A 16,464-nucleotide genomic window follows, 5' to 3' on the forward strand; every position below is an offset into this window, starting at 1 on the left:
TGTGCTGAATATTCTTATGCCCAGGGTGAGGCAATACGTAGCAAAGGTTATAATAAATACATATTTTTTCAGTAGCACTCCCCCAATGGGGGATTTTTTAGGGCAGTGAGCGAAGACTACGACTATGACCACGCCCAACTACAATGCCCTGCTACAAAGCTTTTGGACACCACCTCGTACACACATTACAGAAAATTCCAACTCAAATAACCATCCTACTGAACCAACAGATATTGCTGGATTTCTAGGTGAAGATTTACTCTGGCAGCAAACTATCTCTGCCAAAGAACCTAATCTGAAAAATATCCCTAATGACCTACCAAATAAATTAATTAAAGCACTTCACTCATTAGGAATTACCCAACTTTACTCTCACCAACTTCAAGCCTTACAAGCAATTAGACAAGGTAAAAGTTTAATCCTCACCTCTCCCACAGCCAGTGGCAAAACTCTCAGCACATACCCCGCAATTCTGGAAGGTTGTATCAATGAAGAACATCGAGCATTAGCATTTTATGGACTACGAGCCTTAGCACTAGACCAGTTCCACAAAATCTCTGAATTACTCTCTACCATACCAACACAATCCAGACCTATACTGGCAATGATCGTTGGAGATGTCAAATCAGAAAAACGAGAACAAATCCTCAAGAGTGAACCGCATATTTTAGGTGTCACTCCAGAATTAATCCACTTTCAACTCAAGCAAGCCTGGAAATCAGCGCATTGGGCAAACTTTTATCAGCGATTGCGCTATGTACTGATTGACGAAGCTCACACCCTCTCAGGTAGCTATGGCGCAAATATGTCCTGGCTGATTCGTCGCATTAAACTAGCAGTAGATCATTACGGTGGTGACTCCAAGAAACTGCAATTTATCTTCCTCAGCGCCACTTGTGGTAATCCTAAACAACTGGCTCTGAAAATCTCCGGTTTAAAACCCACTAAACTCAACCCCAAACCCCTAATTTGGATTCGCAAAAGTGGAGCCGCTTCACCATCTAGACAAATAATTATCACTCAGCCCAGTTACAATCTGACTGGTGACACCGCTCGAATAATTCAATTTTTACTCAATCAAAATAAGTCAGGTATCGCCTTTTGTAACTCCCGTCGCAGCGTGCGGGAACTAACAGAATTACTCAAATCAAACCAAGTAGCCGCCTTCTACAGTGGCATAACTTCTGAGCGTCGGGCAGAAGTAGTTGACCAACTCCAGTCTGGCACAATCAAGTGGATTATTGCCACAGAAGCATTAGAAGCGGGAATTGACCTACCAGAATTAGAATGTTGCATTTTGCGTGGCTGGCCAGGTTCCAAAATGGCATACCAGCAACGCAGTGGCCGCGCCGGACGTTCACAACCTGGACTGACAGTGCTGCTTCCCAATGCTTTCAATCCCATTGACTGCTATGTAGCAGAACATCCAGAAATGCTGGTATCGCCAGAAGCCGAGGAAGTCTTCTTTAATGACGAATATCCCATCTTTGCTGCTAAACATTTGATGTGTGCAGCCGCAGAAACTGGTATTCCTACTAATAAAATCAAGCACTACTTTGGCACAGCAGCTTACGAGGTAGCAAAACTCCTATTAGCCCAAGGGCATCTAAATAAAGGTCGTAATGGACTGTGGGCAAAAGGCTATCCCCATAAAGATGTTAACTTTCGGGGTGGCTTATCCCAAACTACCATCAAGCTAGTAGATGCAGAAACTGGGGAAGAGCTAGAGGAAATCTCAGAAGATATTGCTCACCGGGAAGTCCATCCCCAAGCCATCTACAAACGACAAGATGCCAATGGACGAATGCTGACTTATCAGTGCATCTCCCTTGACTTGAACAGCAAACAAGCAATTTTAAAACAGACAGCAGATAGCCCACTGTTTACAGTTGCAGTTACAGAATCAGAAACCAGTAGCCTAACAGTGCTAACAGATCCGGTGAAGTTACCATTGCTGTTTTCTCAAGTCAGTGAAGTTGATGACTGTCAGGAATACTTAACCCTGTCACTTAGTTTTGGTGAGGTTAAGCACATTACCAGTGGTTACAGTTTAATGACCCAAATCTATGAGCAGACTTGTTTGAACAAGCGGTGTCTTAACTACAAAGAGCTGCTACCTAAAGAACGTCGTTGTCCACTTTGTAGCAAACTCACACGTAAGGCTGTAATTGTGAAAACCCTGTCAGAAGAAAAGTTTGAGCAGCCTTTCCGTACTCAATTTTCTGCACCAATGGTCAAAGTAGCGATTAACTCAAGTGCGCGGGAATATCTCCAGCACAATGCCTTGGAAACTAGAACCAATTTAACCCGCAGTGGAGAACCGATTCCACCAGGCTATCAACAGTTGTGGGAATATTCCAGTACCTTGATTGCTATCCACAGCTTTGGGCATCAAATTATGAGAGCGTTACAGCTGGTGGCTAGAGTTGACCCAAAACAGGTGAATTTTACAGTAGTGAAGGAGTTAGGGGAAAATAACAATTACACAGGCTATTTCTATGATACCAGTGATGGCGGTAATGGTGCGGCTGAAGCTGTGTTTAAACATCTGCCAAAACTTGCTGATGCTGCGAGAGCGATCGCACGAGATTGCAATTGCGATACTGGCTGTGCCAAGTGTCTAATTCAACATGGTTGCCCTGATAGTAACACTGCTTTATTGAAGCAAATGGGATTATTGTTATTAGATGCGATCGCCTCCGGTCGGTCAGAGATCATTGCCTCCACAGGGGCGTAGTATCGTCGCTACATCTGATGTTTGACATGAGTATCGTCGTAGACATCGCTTGCAGCTTAATTTTACAGGTATCTAGAATTAGCGCGATGTCTATAACGGGCGTAGCTGAAGCACTCCCACACTTGAGCAGTCCGCTTTACCCAATCTATGAGGTGCCGCAGCGTCTCGTAGAGAAGGGCATCGCTATAATAAAACCAGTATCACTGAGGTAAAACTCACAATGTCCATTACACTTGATCTGCCACCGAAAGTTGAGGCACTGCTGCGACAGCGTGCTGAAAGTACTGGACAAGATATTTCGCAAATGGCGCTAGCGGTGCTGACTTTAGGACTGAGTTTGGACGATCAAGATTTTTTTGAGGCTTTAAAGGGAATCCAACGTGGGCTTGATGATTTTGAGCAAGGACAATTTTCGAGTTTAGAGGACTTCATTGCTGAACAAAATCAGAAATATGGATTGTCTCTTGAAGCATGACGTACCGCATTGATTTCTCTAGCATTGCGAAAGCCGAAGCGGATGCCGCATTCTTAAGTTTTTCTCAGTTTACCACAGATGAACGCGCCCAACTCTGGTATCAAGGGCTGATTAAAGCAATCGTCTCTCTGCAAGAAATGCCTCGGCGCTGTCCAATCGCTCGAGAGGATGCCTTCTTTAGTCAAGAAATTCGTCAGCTTCTTTACGGGCAAGGAAAGCAAACCTATCGTATTCTATTTACGGTTCTTGAAGATCAGCCTGTTCCAACGGTGAGAATTCTCCATATTCGTCATGGCGCACAGAAGACAATTGGTGAGCCGGAAGTAGAGGATTGATCATATTGACCGAACAATTCGCAGTTCGCAATTCGCAATTGCGGACGTAATTGATAATTGATTCATTTAGGGTACAAGCCCCTAATTTCAATTATGAAAAGAAACAAAACACGTAGTATCAATATTCAAGCCCCCGCATTCATGCGTGGGGTATTATTAATTGCGAATTGCGAATTGCGAATTGGAAATGACAGCTAATTCTTGTATCTTGGCTGTACGTATAATTAATTTGCAGCTTACCGCTGCATGGGAGAGATGTTATATTCTCTCCACCATGCCAGTAATTAATCTTGCCGATATTCAACAAATTACTAAAACACAGCAACAACTCCTATTCCCCAGTCAAAAATTTCATCCAAATCGCTCTGCCTTTGACTCTATAGTTGCAGATAACTTCTCTTTGGTGATGAGACAACTATTTTTAGGACTGACTGTAGAACCTTTATTAAATGCCTATCCTCAAATTGCTCAGTGGGTTTCTCAAACACAAGAACTTGCACCGGAAATTTTTCAATCTCGGAAAAAGTTATTAGTCGATAATCCAGTTATTGCACCTCTTGCAATTAATGACGACAAGCACTTTATTCAAGTATTAACAAATATAGCATTTAAGCAAGGTATTCCCAGGCTTTATGAATGGGCTATACGCCATCCATATTTAAGCTGGCAAGACCGGGTAAAGTTGTGGACTACGGCTAGACAATACTCAGTTAATCCTAACCAAATACAACTCGTAGTTTTAGCATTACATCCTGTTAGACCAGCCCAAAGATTAGATGTACGCTGGAATAAAAAGGATCAGATGCAGACTGAAAAATGGTTAATTAAACTACTGACTAAACCTCAAGATGAAAAATCACAATCAAACATAGTCATTCCTGAGTTATCGTCAATGGTCAATTTAGAAGGTATTCCAGAAGTCAAGATTTAAGAGGCTAATGCCTCTGCCATTGGCAAATGCTTATTACAGATAACACCAATGGTACTCAAATCAACTGTTGAACATGGATGGCTATTGTCAAAACTACTGAAATTAGATGATGAATATCAAGGTAGGTGGGAGCAATGGCGATGGACAATGGAAACTGGAGAACTGCCTAAAGAAATACCACAAACTGAGTTTTTAGACTTAGGACATCCTCAAGTTTTACAGATGCTCTCAAGCTGTCTGCAATCTATTCCTAAAGGTGGATGTGGCAGTCCTTCCAGATTTATTCCCTATTTCACTGATTGGTTACTTTATGGTCTAGGGCATCCCAGCATTGCTAAATTGCCTCATGAGCCAGAGGGATGTAACAGTGCGAGTAATCGTCTTATTCAAGAACTGGAACTGAAGCTTTTGATTTCTTGTCCCTTCGATTACTTCGGTCATTTGTTGGCTGCTAATCGTTACGGACAATCAACAGCTAAATTCTATCCTACTCCTACTTGGACAGCCAGGACAATGGCTATTGCAGCAGTTGACAGTTCTGCTGCAATAGCACCATTTCATATATATGAACCAGCACTGGGTACAGGAAGATTAGCATTGGAAATGTCCAATTATGCCATCAGTTTAACAGGCTGGGAGTGGGATTCATTACTAATGAAAATAGCAAGTTTAAACTTTATGCTTTATGCTCCCTACTTGGCATTGCCTATTCCTAGTTTGGGTGGAGATTTAGTCATCGGAGATACCCTGACTGGCAAGGGTATTTCTTTTATCCGACCAAATTTAAAGTATGAAACTCCCGCATCAGCACCTAAACCTAAGCTAAATAATAGTTTGCTGATTAATGGTATCAAATTAGTTTCTAGCTGGTTGAGTGATGCTGTTTGGGATGAGAAAGACAAAACAGCCAGAATTTCTAATATCTATGGTGAAATCATTGTCATTAATAAAGTATCTGATACAGCAGTAAAAATTGAAACTATCAAAACGTTTGCTGATAATCAACCACACTCGAAAATATATACGCAGCCAGAGATTATTAAAGATGAAATTAGCAAGCTTTACCAGCAAGGGTATCAACATTTTTTATATATAGCCAAGGCTCCATATAGTAGAAGCTTGGGTATAACTAAATTGGAATCCGACCCAGATTCATTATTCTTTATGTCTCAGAGTGTAGTCCAGTATCTTAAACATGGCAAACCAGATATTAAGCTGTATCCAATATTTATGGATACTTATCCTGCCCTAAATTTTACTCGCGGAACAGTTGATTCTTTTTACATTCCTGATACTGAAGAATTAGAAAAGTTATCTAAAGATAAAAGCCAACAAACTAGAGTATTTCTTAACCTTTTTACAGGACGTTCTGTAGACGAACAGCGCACTATTTTTAATAGTGTAGTTTGTTATAGCACTTTATTAAATATTTATGATGTTGCTGATACCAGAGATATTATGGCAGGTCTTCTGGATAAAAATTCACCTTTGCAACAAGCTATTGTGCAGTACATTACTTTATTTCATTTTTCTAGATATGAAGTTAACCGAAATATAGCATTTAAGCTGAATCCTTACAGTAAGCTAATTGGAGATGAAGGTATCGGTACAATCTCTACTTACACTTATTCAAATAGAAACGTGAAATTTAATAACCTAGCCTTTTTGACTAGCATCAGGAGTGCGCTTTATGGCAGATGATTTAGGCATTAATTTAGGTCGGGTATTTGAAATAAGCTTTAATATCGGCATCCTAACTTATTTTCAACACTCCAAGTTTCAACATTCCTACGACGATGTTTATCTAAAACCGTTAAGTAGTTTATATTTACATAAAATACAACAAGCTATTACCAAGAATTATATAGATAAATCTCATAAAGAGATTATAGGAGACTGGGTAAAGTTGTTTATTCAAAAAGGCTGGACTTCTGGCTATAGCTTTATTAGAGAGTATATAGAAGCAACTGGCTGGCGTAATAAAAGCAAAATAGAAATTCTTTATTTTCAGTGTGACTTCTATGGTGACAACTCCTTTGGTATTTTAGACAGAGATGAAATAGTTTGCTACAAAGAAATTTTGGAGAGCCAGGGATTTGAAAATGTAGATATTATTCGCTACAAAGACACTGGTGAATTTCTGAAAGCTGATACCCTCTTATTGACTCGGTATTTGGGTAAATATCGAATCTTGACTGTAGACCTATCCACCTTTACCACTTCAGCTATTAATTCTGTAACTGACTTAAATAATATCCAAACTTTACAAGATTCATTGCGTACCGAGTTGAACTATGTGCGCTCCAAATCTAGCTTTTGTGGACTTGGTATAGATACTGGTAATAGTAGCGATAAGGACAATAAGTTTAACGAGATTTACTCCAAGGAATTGGTGCAATACTTCTCTGCTTTCAAGACGAAAGATAAAGAAGCTGTTAAGGTTATCCAAGCCTGTAGTTACGCCTGGAGCTTTTATAAATTTTTACTATCATCAGGTAAAATATCCTCCACTGACCCAGTGAAGTTTAACTGTTTTGGGTATAGTGACAGGATGATTAATGGCATTACCCTCACTAAAGAAAAAGATGATGGTCAAGATAGCCTGGAAATATTAAAAACTTGTTACAAAATCTACAAAGATAAAAGTTTCAAAGATATTAATGAGAGCCGCAGCAAAGTACTTGAAGTTATTAAAAGCAACGCGGCTAGAAACTTTCAGGATGGTAGAAGGTTCGTTAAAGATATAGTTGAAGCCAAAAAGGATACAATAAGCCACATCCAAAATATTGAAGTATTTGAGGCGGAAAAACACTTCTTTAATACGGCTGGTATTGTACCTGAATCAGTAAAGCAATCCCTACAAATAACAAAAACAAAATTCAGAGATGCTCATGCAGAGTTAATACATCGGGCGCTTACAGATTCTAGAATAGCATTTCTGTTTTTGACCGGAAATCCCGGAATTGGTAAAACTACAGCAGTTGCAAAGCAAATTATTAAACAGCTAAATGAAGGTTCGCTCCTGATATATATCAGTCCTCGTATTCAGGTAAACAGGGATATTATCGAGAAGTTTAGAGAAAAACCAGACCTAAAATTATTTGACGATAATTTGATTTGTATTAATACAAACAAAAGAATAATTGATTATGCAAAAGGGCGCTATGCTGTTGAATACCATAGCAATAAACTTCACGGAAATCATTTAATAGGACAGGTTCAATTCTTAGATGCTAATACTTTAAAAGACAATCCATTTGAGCTTTCAAGTGAATTGGTTAGATATGCAGATAACTTGATACAAGTGGAGAGACGTAACCAAGTTGGAGTCTTAGCAAGTTTATGTGAAGCGATTCACACCTGTATTATTAATCCTGATTTACCTAACAATATTGTTGCTACTGCGTCAATTCAATCACTTAAGGAAACTCGCTACGGTAATACTTTAAAGCATTTCAGTAGAATATTTAGCAGTGCTTATAATTCCTCAAGCAAGCCACCTGGAATTATCAAAAACAGGATGAAAGCAATCGCTAATCGTATGAAAAATATTTTCATTATGATTGACGAAATTACTGGTTCCCAAGAAGGAGTAGCTTTTTTGCATGGCATTTTAGAGTTTATTGAAGAATATGATTTATTAAATCCTGAATATGGCTTTAATATAAAGGTAATTACTGCTGACGCATCACTGACAATACAAGACGTAGTTAACAGTCATCTTGCTAACAACCAGGTTCAAGGGGACAAAATATTTGTTAGGCAAGTTGCAGATTCTATGGGTCAATGTTTATCAATTGAAGAATTTGATTTTTTAAGTAAGCCGGCAACTCTAATTAATGCAAATTCCTATCCTGCTGACAAGCTGACCATTAATTATGAAGTGTTTATACAATCATTAAACTCAGAAAAAGTTGCAGATGACAATTTCAAGTTAGATGCTAATGTTGCTGAAAAAATAAAAAGTGATATTTTGAAGCTACTGAAAGCTAATGATGGTCAAATTATAGTTTATATTCAAAATAAAGATAGCCTTAAGCAATTAATTACTAATATTTCCAAAGAAAGACCGAGCTTTAAGCTATATCAAGAGTATTTGGAAATACACGCTAGTTTGTCAGATAGGGAAGAAGCTGAGATTCAGAGATATCAAAATCAAGAACAAATAAAAGTAGTCTTTATGACTGCTTCAGCATCTCGTGGCTTGTCTTTCCCTAATACTAAATATATTCTGGTACAAATTCCTGGTTTCCAAATTGAGCAAAACTTAATGGAAATAATACAAGTAATTTACCGAGGAAGAGGAGGTGAACTAGATAAAGGCGATAAAAATTTGACTTTTTACTTATCTGATAAAGCAATATATTACCCTAAAAAACTTGATGAGGACGGAAACCGTTTAAGTGCTGATGAATCTGAAAAACTTGCAAATCTTTCATTGCAAGAGGCTTGCTTGAATGTACTAAATATTCTGATTATTCTCAAAGCCTCTATTATGACCAGAATTGTGGGTTCAGGACAAATAGGTAGAGAGGGATATGTTATTATTCCTATTGGTGGTAAATCAATTAGCCAAGCGGGAGAAACCTTTATTGGCTCATTGGCTACTTTATTAAGAGAAATCCGTAAGGAGTTTAAAAAGCAACCTGAAGATAGCTTGTTACGAGATATCGAGCATACTTTATATGAATTGCTTTCTGTTCAAAAAACCGAAATTATTCCTTATTTTCAAAAAGAATCATTCTCGGAAAATCAAGAAGTATCCTATTTTTCAATAGGCTTTTACGTTTTATCACAAATGGAGACTAGTCTTGATAAATTACTTAATCTTCCACCGATTGAGCAAACATATGTCAGAGGAAGTTTACTAATTGTACCGTTATCAGAAAAGTTGGTAAAGGAAACCAATTATATCGATTTAGAAAAAATTATTGACCCTGAGCGGAATGAAGACTTTATCAAGAAGCTTGGACTTTTGGTCAAATCTGGGAAGTATCCAAAACAAATTACTAGTGCTGCTTATTCCCTAATAGACTTAGCAAGAACACTTTTTAGTGAGTTAGAACGTTCTCAAAAACTAAGTCAGACTTCACGTTCATCAGAGCGTTATTACGCCTTGCCTATACAGACCTTTATCTCATTCCACGCTTTTGAAGATTATTTTGAAAATGAGAGAATAGTATCTAATCTATCTTTCAGAGATATTTTGGCTAAGTATGTTTATACACTGGCTTTAGCATACAATATTTTGCCAATTGACTCTAATTATAAAAATATTCCCTATGTAGTCTTTAATAGTGCTGTGATGGATAAATTGAGAAAAAGCTTATTTAATGAAAATCAAATATTTCAATCGAAAGAAATGAATATTCTCAATTTAATTCTCTCACAATAAGTAAGATTGAGTTAGATAGTTTTGGCTACTCCACCAGTAAAATTATTGTCCGTCGCCCACAGCGGCTGATCGCAATCATGCGATCAATAAATACACGAACCAGTTCCTTTTTCCCCATCCCGTCAAAAGTCAGCTTTGCTAACAAGAGCATTGTCAAGATTTACTGCAATCCTGGTGTTTGATAAACTCGGTTAGGAAAATTTTCTAAAACATCAGTTTCACTGCTACTAGACTCCTGTGCAGGTGCTACATCTTCCTCTGGTAATGGCAACATCCGCGCTGCTGACTCAATCCGTTCATGTAATGCTTGTGTTAGCGTTTTAATATCAGGAATTATCACCTGACTTTCTAAAGCAGGTTTAACTTGTGTATCCCAAAGAGCTTCACTATCATGCGCCCGTTTTTCATCGGCTTTGGACACGGGAATAATTAAAGGATAAGGAATAGAAGCTTGTCCCTCGGAACTATAACCAGGACTGGTAATTACGCACTTACCTTGAGGAAATTTCAAAATTTCGTCAGCACTGATTACAGGCATTTTTTGTAAATTCTCACTCCAGCTAATTGAACGGCTCATTTGTCCGCCAAGCGATCGCCCTGTGGTACGATTTTTAATCAGCACTTCCTTCTCACCGTAGCGTTTAGAGTAATCCTCAGCCGTTTTGTAATTACCAGGATTAAACAAGACATGGGTACTGCAAGCAGAAGCGATCGCACTCCCCATCTTATCTCCATAAATATCGTAAAGTTGCTCTAAACTTTGGATACCCAGAATAAAGCAGGCACCATTGGAACGATATTCATTAATCCATTGAGGTAAACGGTCTAGCTTAATTGATGGTAATTCATCCAAAGAAATAATCAACGGATCTTTGCGGGGACGGCTCAAATTTCCAACAATCATCAAGTGCATTGCAGCCGCCAGCAGAGGCCCAACCACACTGCGGCGTTCATCATCTAGCTTGAACACCACCATCTCTCTACCTTCAAGCTTAGTGGGAATATCCGATTTCCCAATAAATGCCCTCAACAAATCAGCTTGGATGAAAGATGAGAAAGTACCTGCTGCTGTGGTCAAAATCCCCGAAATAGTCTTCTCTGCATCCTTGGCACTCAAAAATTGAATAAATGAAGTCGCCACCCATTCATCCAACCTTTTGGACTGTACCGCATGGTCAAGGCGCTGTACAAGTTTTGGCAACCGCAGCACAGCATAAAGCATCGCCATATCTGGGTAAGGTGAACCTTTGACTAACTGTAAAAGTGCTTTAGCTAACAAGTCCCCGGCTTTAGCAAAGAACTCATCACTTTTACCACCACTGGAAGCATTGCGGTTAATCACTTGCCCAATTTCTCCTGCCATTACCCCATCGCGTTCATCACGCATATAATCCAAAGGATTGATCACACCGCTAAAGGGTTCACCGGGGGCAAATACTCGTACTTTATAGCCATAACGTGCAGCTAGGGGTGCATGGAGTCGTAGTTGGTCGCCCTTCTTGTCGTAGAGTAAAATCGGAAAACCTTGCTGCATCGCACTTTCTAACATCCGGTCTATGGTTGAGTAGGTTTTACCAGACCCAGGCGCACCTATTACCAGTGTTCCCCTTTCGGCATTGGGAAACCAAACTGTAGGAGATGCACCTAACATTGTTTGCAGATTAGTAATTAGCGTTCGCCATTTACCTTTTACCCAATAGCGAGGAGTTCCAGACCACAGGGTAACTTTATTGTGTTTGCACTCCTTGATTTGCTTGAGTGCTAGGTTAGTTGCTGCTAGTTTCTCGCTAATACCGGAGACTTTACCAGTGGTAATTTTTCCCTTACCACTACCACTGATTTGCAACAACAGTATAACGAACAGTATTCCACCTACCATCATCCAACCTTGGGGATTGTTATACTGTTGAAACAACTTGCCAAAGTCAATGCTAGCCTCTTGTGCTTGGAAGGATGAGACTTCAATTAATGTTGAGTTAGCAGTGATCTGGTTGTGTGGTAGATTTTTCTGGTAAATGTTCATAGCAGTGAAGTATGCATTTAGCAGAAATTTTAGCTGCTAAGTGAAAGCTAAAGTATTGACCTTATGGACATTTTTTTAGAGGTGTTAGAAACTCTATTTCTAGAGGAGTGTCAGATACATAACACCTTTATGAATGGTTGCTGTTAAACTTCGCCAATAAATCCTCACGGGAGAGATTCGATAAGTGCAACATTAAAGAAGCATACTCTTGTGAAGGTAGCTCTAGAATAGGCTGAATAATTGTGGCTAATTGTTCATCTAGCGTACCAAATCGAACTGTTAGTAAATTTTCTACAACCATACATTGCCCTTGCTTTTGAGCCTCTTGCTCCCATTGCACATATAATGGTGATAATTTCATGATTAACCTCCTGTCATCCTCATATATATTTCGCTAGTCTGTAAATTAGCATTCAAGATACTTTATTTTATGGCGTAATTTAAATCTGTGGTGGAGAGTAATTGCCTCATAAGCAACGATTGGTAAATAAGTTTTGAGGCTAACGCCTCATGCGTTGGGCAATCATATTTATGTACTCCAATGGTTAAATCTAGGGTTTCAAACAACTCTAATCGCTCCAATCAATCTACTGCCAAAACTGCTGCTGATAATCCCAAAGCTAATACCAAAGCTCAAGCAGCTAAATCTAAAGCTCCTAACACTCAATTGTCAGACCTTGATATTGACGATATTGACCCAGAACTTCTCAGCGACAGTTATAACCAAGTTAGACGACCATTACTGCCTTACGGCATTGTCGTTAATGACAAACCCGCCGGACTTCTAATTCCAGAAGATCAGCTAGAAAAGGCTGGCTGGCTTGATATACCTGATGAAAACGACCTAACTATTGTCACCCTAACTGAAGATGTTACTGGACTCTTAATTACTCAAGCACGGTTACTAGTTTTAGCTTTTGTACCAGAGTATATCCGTTATAAATCAGATGTTGAAGATTTGGGTGGTTCTTTTGTTGGGCTTTATGATGAATACAAACATAACCTTGACAAGAAAACAATGGATGTGTGTTCTGAACACGCAATCATGTTTCTTGATGACCAGAATCAACCATTACATACTACTCCTGTTGTTGTCCGGTTCAAAAATGTAGCTCTTTGGAGTTTTAAATCAGTACGTGAGGAGTTTTACCGTTCATTAGAAAAAACCTTTGCTGATTATTTCCAAGTGCCATTTAGTGGTAAAAGTGATAAATGGCGGAGTTTAGGTGTACTAGAAGTTGAGTTTAGAGCAATTAAAGAAGGTGAAGGTAAAAATAAACATAACTGTTGCAAAACTGTAGCCTACACTAAACCCACCGTTGAAAATCTGTCTCAATTTTATTTGGGTCAGCCCATAGCTAAAGCCCTCATTTGGCAACAACATGATGCGATCGCTGGTTTTAATGAACCTCAATCTCTACCTGCTTTACCAGGAGAATCGGTGTCTGTAGACGTGGAAGTATTACCACCAAATAAAAATAGGAACAAAACTCAAAGCGTTCGTAAATCCAAACCAGCGACCAAGCCACCTCGCAAAATTCAACTTATTGATGATGACGACTTCCTCGATGAAACCGACGATTTGGAAGCTGAGTTAGACGATGATGATTTTGAGGAGGAAGATGATGAGGAATAGTCCAATGCAACTATAGCGTCTGTGCTGGTAAACTACCCACTACTCAGTGCTGAGTTCTGAGTAAATCAAAAGTCACTCAGTACTTATGTACTTGATATATGCCCCGCACGGCATCCACTTGTGGGCGGCCAAGTTTTAACTCAGCACGGGCTAAACGCCCCGCTATCCATGTACAGCACTCTTCATCCACCACTGACCTAGATACCGATTTAATGGGAATTTCCTAGAGGTTTTAGATGAAAATACCCTGCCGTAGCAGCAATGACTATGGCAGAGTTTTCTTCTAGATTTCAAGTTATCAACTTTGGGAATTTTTACTATTAATGAAAAGCTGACTATCAGCAAGTTGATAGACAGTGCCATTGAAACAAAAATTCAATTGGCGTAGCTGCTCTTGCTCGGTTTGCAGTACCTTAATGCACGGTAATGCCTGACCTCGGTTCTCTCCCACTTCTAACAAATGCTTACCTGGTGGCAGATTGGAATTCAAGTAACTCAAGAATACCTGAGTAATTGGTTTGTCCTTTCTGAGCCAGTAACCAGTATACAGACATCCCAAAGCACCACAGACATCAGGCGTATTCAAGTTGAAAACTGCGAACCTGCCGTCTTTTCCTTCCACACTCCAAGCCAGTATATTTTTAGCAGATACTTTGGAATTTAACTCTGTATTTTCTACAATCACCTGTTCAACGACTGTTGCAGACACAACATTAGCAGCTTTGTTCCAAGTAACGGCTGCCGCATTTAAGCTACAGCCCCCTAAGCTCATGAGAATCGACAGCAACAAAAAGATGCCCAAACCAATGCGAAACCAATGAACCCAGTAGCGTACTCTCATAGTCGGTGCTGGTAATTGATATGCAGTTGTCTTCAGTGGTTGAGACTGAGTAGAGGAGGCGGAAGAAGAATAAACTCCCTTTCCTTCCCCTGTTTCCCCAAGGTGTATTTTTGAATGCAGCTCAGTATCCAGTATTTCTTTTATCTCATGGGCTGAGGTAATAGAAGTTTTAGATAAATCTGTCATAGTCTACCTCCCATTTTCAGTATTTTTAGCAGTGCTGATGTAGCTAGAATTTACATTGGGAGAACAGGTCAGCGTTCCATTATCGCTATTACTGTTGCGATAACTAGCTAAAGCAGTTTTGCCGTAATCTTTGAGGCTGAGGCGACCGAGGGCATCTGAGCCATTTCCATCAACTTTGCTGTAATCACCACCAAAATGCTTTTGAGCCACTCGTTCAATTAGACGTTCGCCCGTAAATGGCTGTCCTGTAGCCGGATCGATTTGCTCTTGTGTCACTTGAATTTTGTTAGCCATATCAGCCATAAACGCCCTATCTTGGTCAGCTGGAGGAAAAAACTCAAATAGTTCAGCCTCTGTTGGTTGATGCCCTTGCTCCACTTGACTCAGAAACTCTTGACCTCCAGGCTTGACAGCAATTAACTGCACTGCATAAGGGTTATAACTCATGAACTGGTAGCGACCGAGAGCGCGACCACAATTTAACCCCCCATCCGCACAGGTATGTATGCCAACTGCTTTGTAATCCCCGCTACCAGCGCTCTCAATTTCCGCGATCGCATTTGAGAGCGATCGCAAATCAATACCGGACAATGATTGACTTGTTATCGATTGACTACCATTACTAAACGTGCATGGATTAATCTTCTCTCTTACTCCAGTACCGTTGGTAATGCTAGCTTTAGGCTCTCTTGTCGCTCCAGTTGGTAAAGACGCGGTATTTGTCCTCTGTTCACTCAAATTGCCTACAAATATCAGGGAGTTAACCTTGTAGCTGAAAAAAGGAACAGGCCCGATAAAGTAAGGTGTACAACCCATTCGCCAAGCACAGAACCGAAAGAACAAAGCCGTATCTACCGTATCACTAGTTTCATCCGGCTCCATTACCACCACCTTAAAAGCTTTACCAAACGGTAGCCGTCCTGTTGGTTCCCGACCGTTATTCACTGCTTTCAGGATACCCCGCCCGCCCTCGACTTCTTGGTATTTACCGGAAATCCACTGTTTACCTTCTAACTTACCGCGTTCCTGACGACCTGTATTCTCCAAATCATCCAATTCTAAATAGGCGCAGTCTTTTTCAGTACAAGGCACAGAAAACCCTTGCACGTCTGAACCAGAAATTGTATTGTTACGGCGGTTTTCTGTTGGGCCATAAACTACATCAATCCGCATTACCAAGCTACCAATTTCAGTGATGGGATTAGGCATTGATCCTAAGGGTACTTGTCCCAAACCAGGAATATCCGAAACATTGCTATTCATCCAACCTGTAAATTGTTGTAGCTGTACTGCATCTAAGTTAGGAATTGAAGAAATAGAAAACTCTGACAAGTCGATTTGTCCCAGCTTCATTTGCCCAACTTCATACTGTGTTAGTACCTGAGCTAGTGTTAAATTAGATGCAGTAATTAAGTGAGATTTTAGTAAGGTTGCAACAGGTGTAATATTGTTTACTTGTGTCTTAGCTAATTCTGGAACAACCTGAGCTAGATGGCTCAATGTCTGCTCCCCAATCAGAGGAAATTCACTCAAGGCAATTTTGTTTAAATCTATACTGTTAATGTCTGTGTTCGCCTCTGGTTCTGTGCGGAGAGCGATCGCCTGGATCGCCTGCAAAGAAAACTCCTCTGCCTGTAATGCTTCACTGATATCTCCTAACTTCAAATATTGGTCAGGAGTCATACCCACATTCCAAGTGCGACTCAGGTCATAACCCAGTGTCTGGCTGTAGGGACTGCCATCAATTGCACCGGATTGACTGATACCTGGTAGCTGGCCCAGAGAAATGCGGCTCCAGTCTGGCAGCAAAACTTTAGTAGCAGGTAGTCGAGACTGAGGATTTGCAACTTCTACAATTCGAGTCGGTAAATTGCCATCACCAATTGTGTTGATTGTAGCTTGTGC

11 protein-coding genes are annotated in these 16,464 nt (G+C 40.0%); 7 read left to right on the top strand and 4 right to left on the bottom strand.

Annotated elements, in window-relative coordinates; all coding sequences use genetic code 11:
* Nucleotides 1-124 precede the first annotated feature (124 nt).
* The 6 genes from CDG79_RS25510 to CDG79_RS25535 all read left to right on the top strand — a co-directional run bounded on the left by CDG79_RS25510 (nucleotide 125) and on the right by CDG79_RS25535 (nucleotide 9,873).
* Nucleotides 125-2,737, top strand: coding sequence for a DEAD/DEAH box helicase (locus tag CDG79_RS25510; protein WP_094344622.1), 2,613 nt, complete (start codon nucleotides 125-127; stop codon nucleotides 2,735-2,737).
* Nucleotides 2,738-2,957: 220 nt separating this feature from the next.
* Entirely contained in the window at nucleotides 2,958-3,212 is a 255-nt protein-coding gene (locus CDG79_RS25515; protein WP_094333544.1) for a hypothetical protein, read from the top strand.
* Nucleotides 3,209-3,547 carry a type II toxin-antitoxin system RelE/ParE family toxin gene (locus CDG79_RS25520; protein WP_094344623.1) on the top strand — a complete coding sequence of 113 codons (339 nt, stop codon included), beginning with the start codon at nucleotides 3,209-3,211 and terminating at the stop codon, nucleotides 3,545-3,547. Before CDG79_RS25515 ends, CDG79_RS25520 begins: the two co-directional genes overlap by 4 nt.
* Before the next feature lie 187 nt (nucleotides 3,548-3,734).
* Entirely contained in the window at nucleotides 3,735-4,478 is a 744-nt protein-coding gene (locus tag CDG79_RS25525; RefSeq protein ID WP_223278319.1) for a hypothetical protein, read from the top strand.
* Between the two features lie 48 nt (nucleotides 4,479-4,526).
* A complete protein-coding gene (locus CDG79_RS42760) occupies nucleotides 4,527-6,179 on the top strand; it encodes a hypothetical protein (RefSeq protein WP_189525128.1) in 1,653 nt (550 codons plus the stop codon).
* A complete protein-coding gene (locus tag CDG79_RS25535) occupies nucleotides 6,169-9,873 on the top strand; it encodes a helicase-related protein (RefSeq protein WP_094344625.1) in 3,705 nt (1,234 codons plus the stop codon). Before CDG79_RS42760 ends, CDG79_RS25535 begins: the two co-directional genes overlap by 11 nt.
* 160 nt (nucleotides 9,874-10,033) lie before the next feature.
* On the opposite strand, the gene CDG79_RS25540 is transcribed toward CDG79_RS25535, so the two are convergent.
* On the bottom strand, nucleotides 10,034-11,896 hold the full coding sequence (locus CDG79_RS25540; RefSeq protein ID WP_094344626.1) for a type IV secretory system conjugative DNA transfer family protein: 1,863 nt from the start codon (nucleotides 11,894-11,896) through the stop codon (nucleotides 10,034-10,036).
* A 127-nt stretch (nucleotides 11,897-12,023) separates the two neighbouring features.
* Entirely contained in the window at nucleotides 12,024-12,257 is a 234-nt protein-coding gene (locus CDG79_RS25545) for a hypothetical protein (RefSeq protein ID WP_094344627.1), read from the bottom strand.
* Between the two features lie 180 nt (nucleotides 12,258-12,437).
* On the opposite strand from CDG79_RS25545, the gene CDG79_RS25550 reads away from it, so the two are divergent.
* A complete protein-coding gene (locus CDG79_RS25550) occupies nucleotides 12,438-13,532 on the top strand; it encodes a DUF5895 domain-containing protein (protein WP_094344628.1) in 1,095 nt (364 codons plus the stop codon).
* Between the two features lie 298 nt (nucleotides 13,533-13,830).
* Here the strand turns inward: CDG79_RS25550 and CDG79_RS25555 are convergent, their stop codons facing one another.
* Both CDG79_RS25555 and CDG79_RS25560 read right to left on the bottom strand, forming a co-directional pair.
* The gene (locus CDG79_RS25555; RefSeq protein WP_094344629.1) at nucleotides 13,831-14,559 is read right to left on the bottom strand and encodes a hypothetical protein; all 729 of its coding nucleotides are present in this window, start codon (nucleotides 14,557-14,559) and stop codon (nucleotides 13,831-13,833) included.
* A gap of 3 nt (nucleotides 14,560-14,562) precedes the next feature.
* A partial coding sequence (locus CDG79_RS25560) for a M23 family peptidase (protein ID WP_317616607.1) occupies nucleotides 14,563-16,464 on the bottom strand: 1,902 nt, incomplete at its 5' end.

It is taken from the genome of Nostoc sp. 'Peltigera membranacea cyanobiont' 232, assembly GCF_002245985.1.
In the GTDB taxonomy this organism is placed as follows: Bacteria; Cyanobacteriota; Cyanobacteriia; order Cyanobacteriales; family Nostocaceae; genus Nostoc.

Coding starts and splice junctions, on each gene's coding strand:
- CDG79_RS25510 (WP_094344622.1), top strand. CDS start 125: ATGACCACGCCCAACTACAATGCCCTGCTACAAAGCTTTTGGACACCA.
- CDG79_RS25515 (WP_094333544.1), top strand. CDS start 2,958: ATGTCCATTACACTTGATCTGCCACCGAAAGTTGAGGCACTGCTGCGA.
- CDG79_RS25520 (WP_094344623.1), top strand. CDS start 3,209: ATGACGTACCGCATTGATTTCTCTAGCATTGCGAAAGCCGAAGCGGAT.
- CDG79_RS25525 (WP_223278319.1), top strand. CDS start 3,735: ATGACAGCTAATTCTTGTATCTTGGCTGTACGTATAATTAATTTGCAG.
- CDG79_RS42760 (WP_189525128.1), top strand. CDS start 4,527: ATGGTACTCAAATCAACTGTTGAACATGGATGGCTATTGTCAAAACTA.
- CDG79_RS25535 (WP_094344625.1), top strand. CDS start 6,169: ATGGCAGATGATTTAGGCATTAATTTAGGTCGGGTATTTGAAATAAGC.
- CDG79_RS25540 (WP_094344626.1), bottom strand. CDS start 11,896: ATGAACATTTACCAGAAAAATCTACCACACAACCAGATCACTGCTAAC.
- CDG79_RS25545 (WP_094344627.1), bottom strand. CDS start 12,257: ATGAAATTATCACCATTATATGTGCAATGGGAGCAAGAGGCTCAAAAG.
- CDG79_RS25550 (WP_094344628.1), top strand. CDS start 12,438: ATGGTTAAATCTAGGGTTTCAAACAACTCTAATCGCTCCAATCAATCT.
- CDG79_RS25555 (WP_094344629.1), bottom strand. CDS start 14,559: ATGACAGATTTATCTAAAACTTCTATTACCTCAGCCCATGAGATAAAA.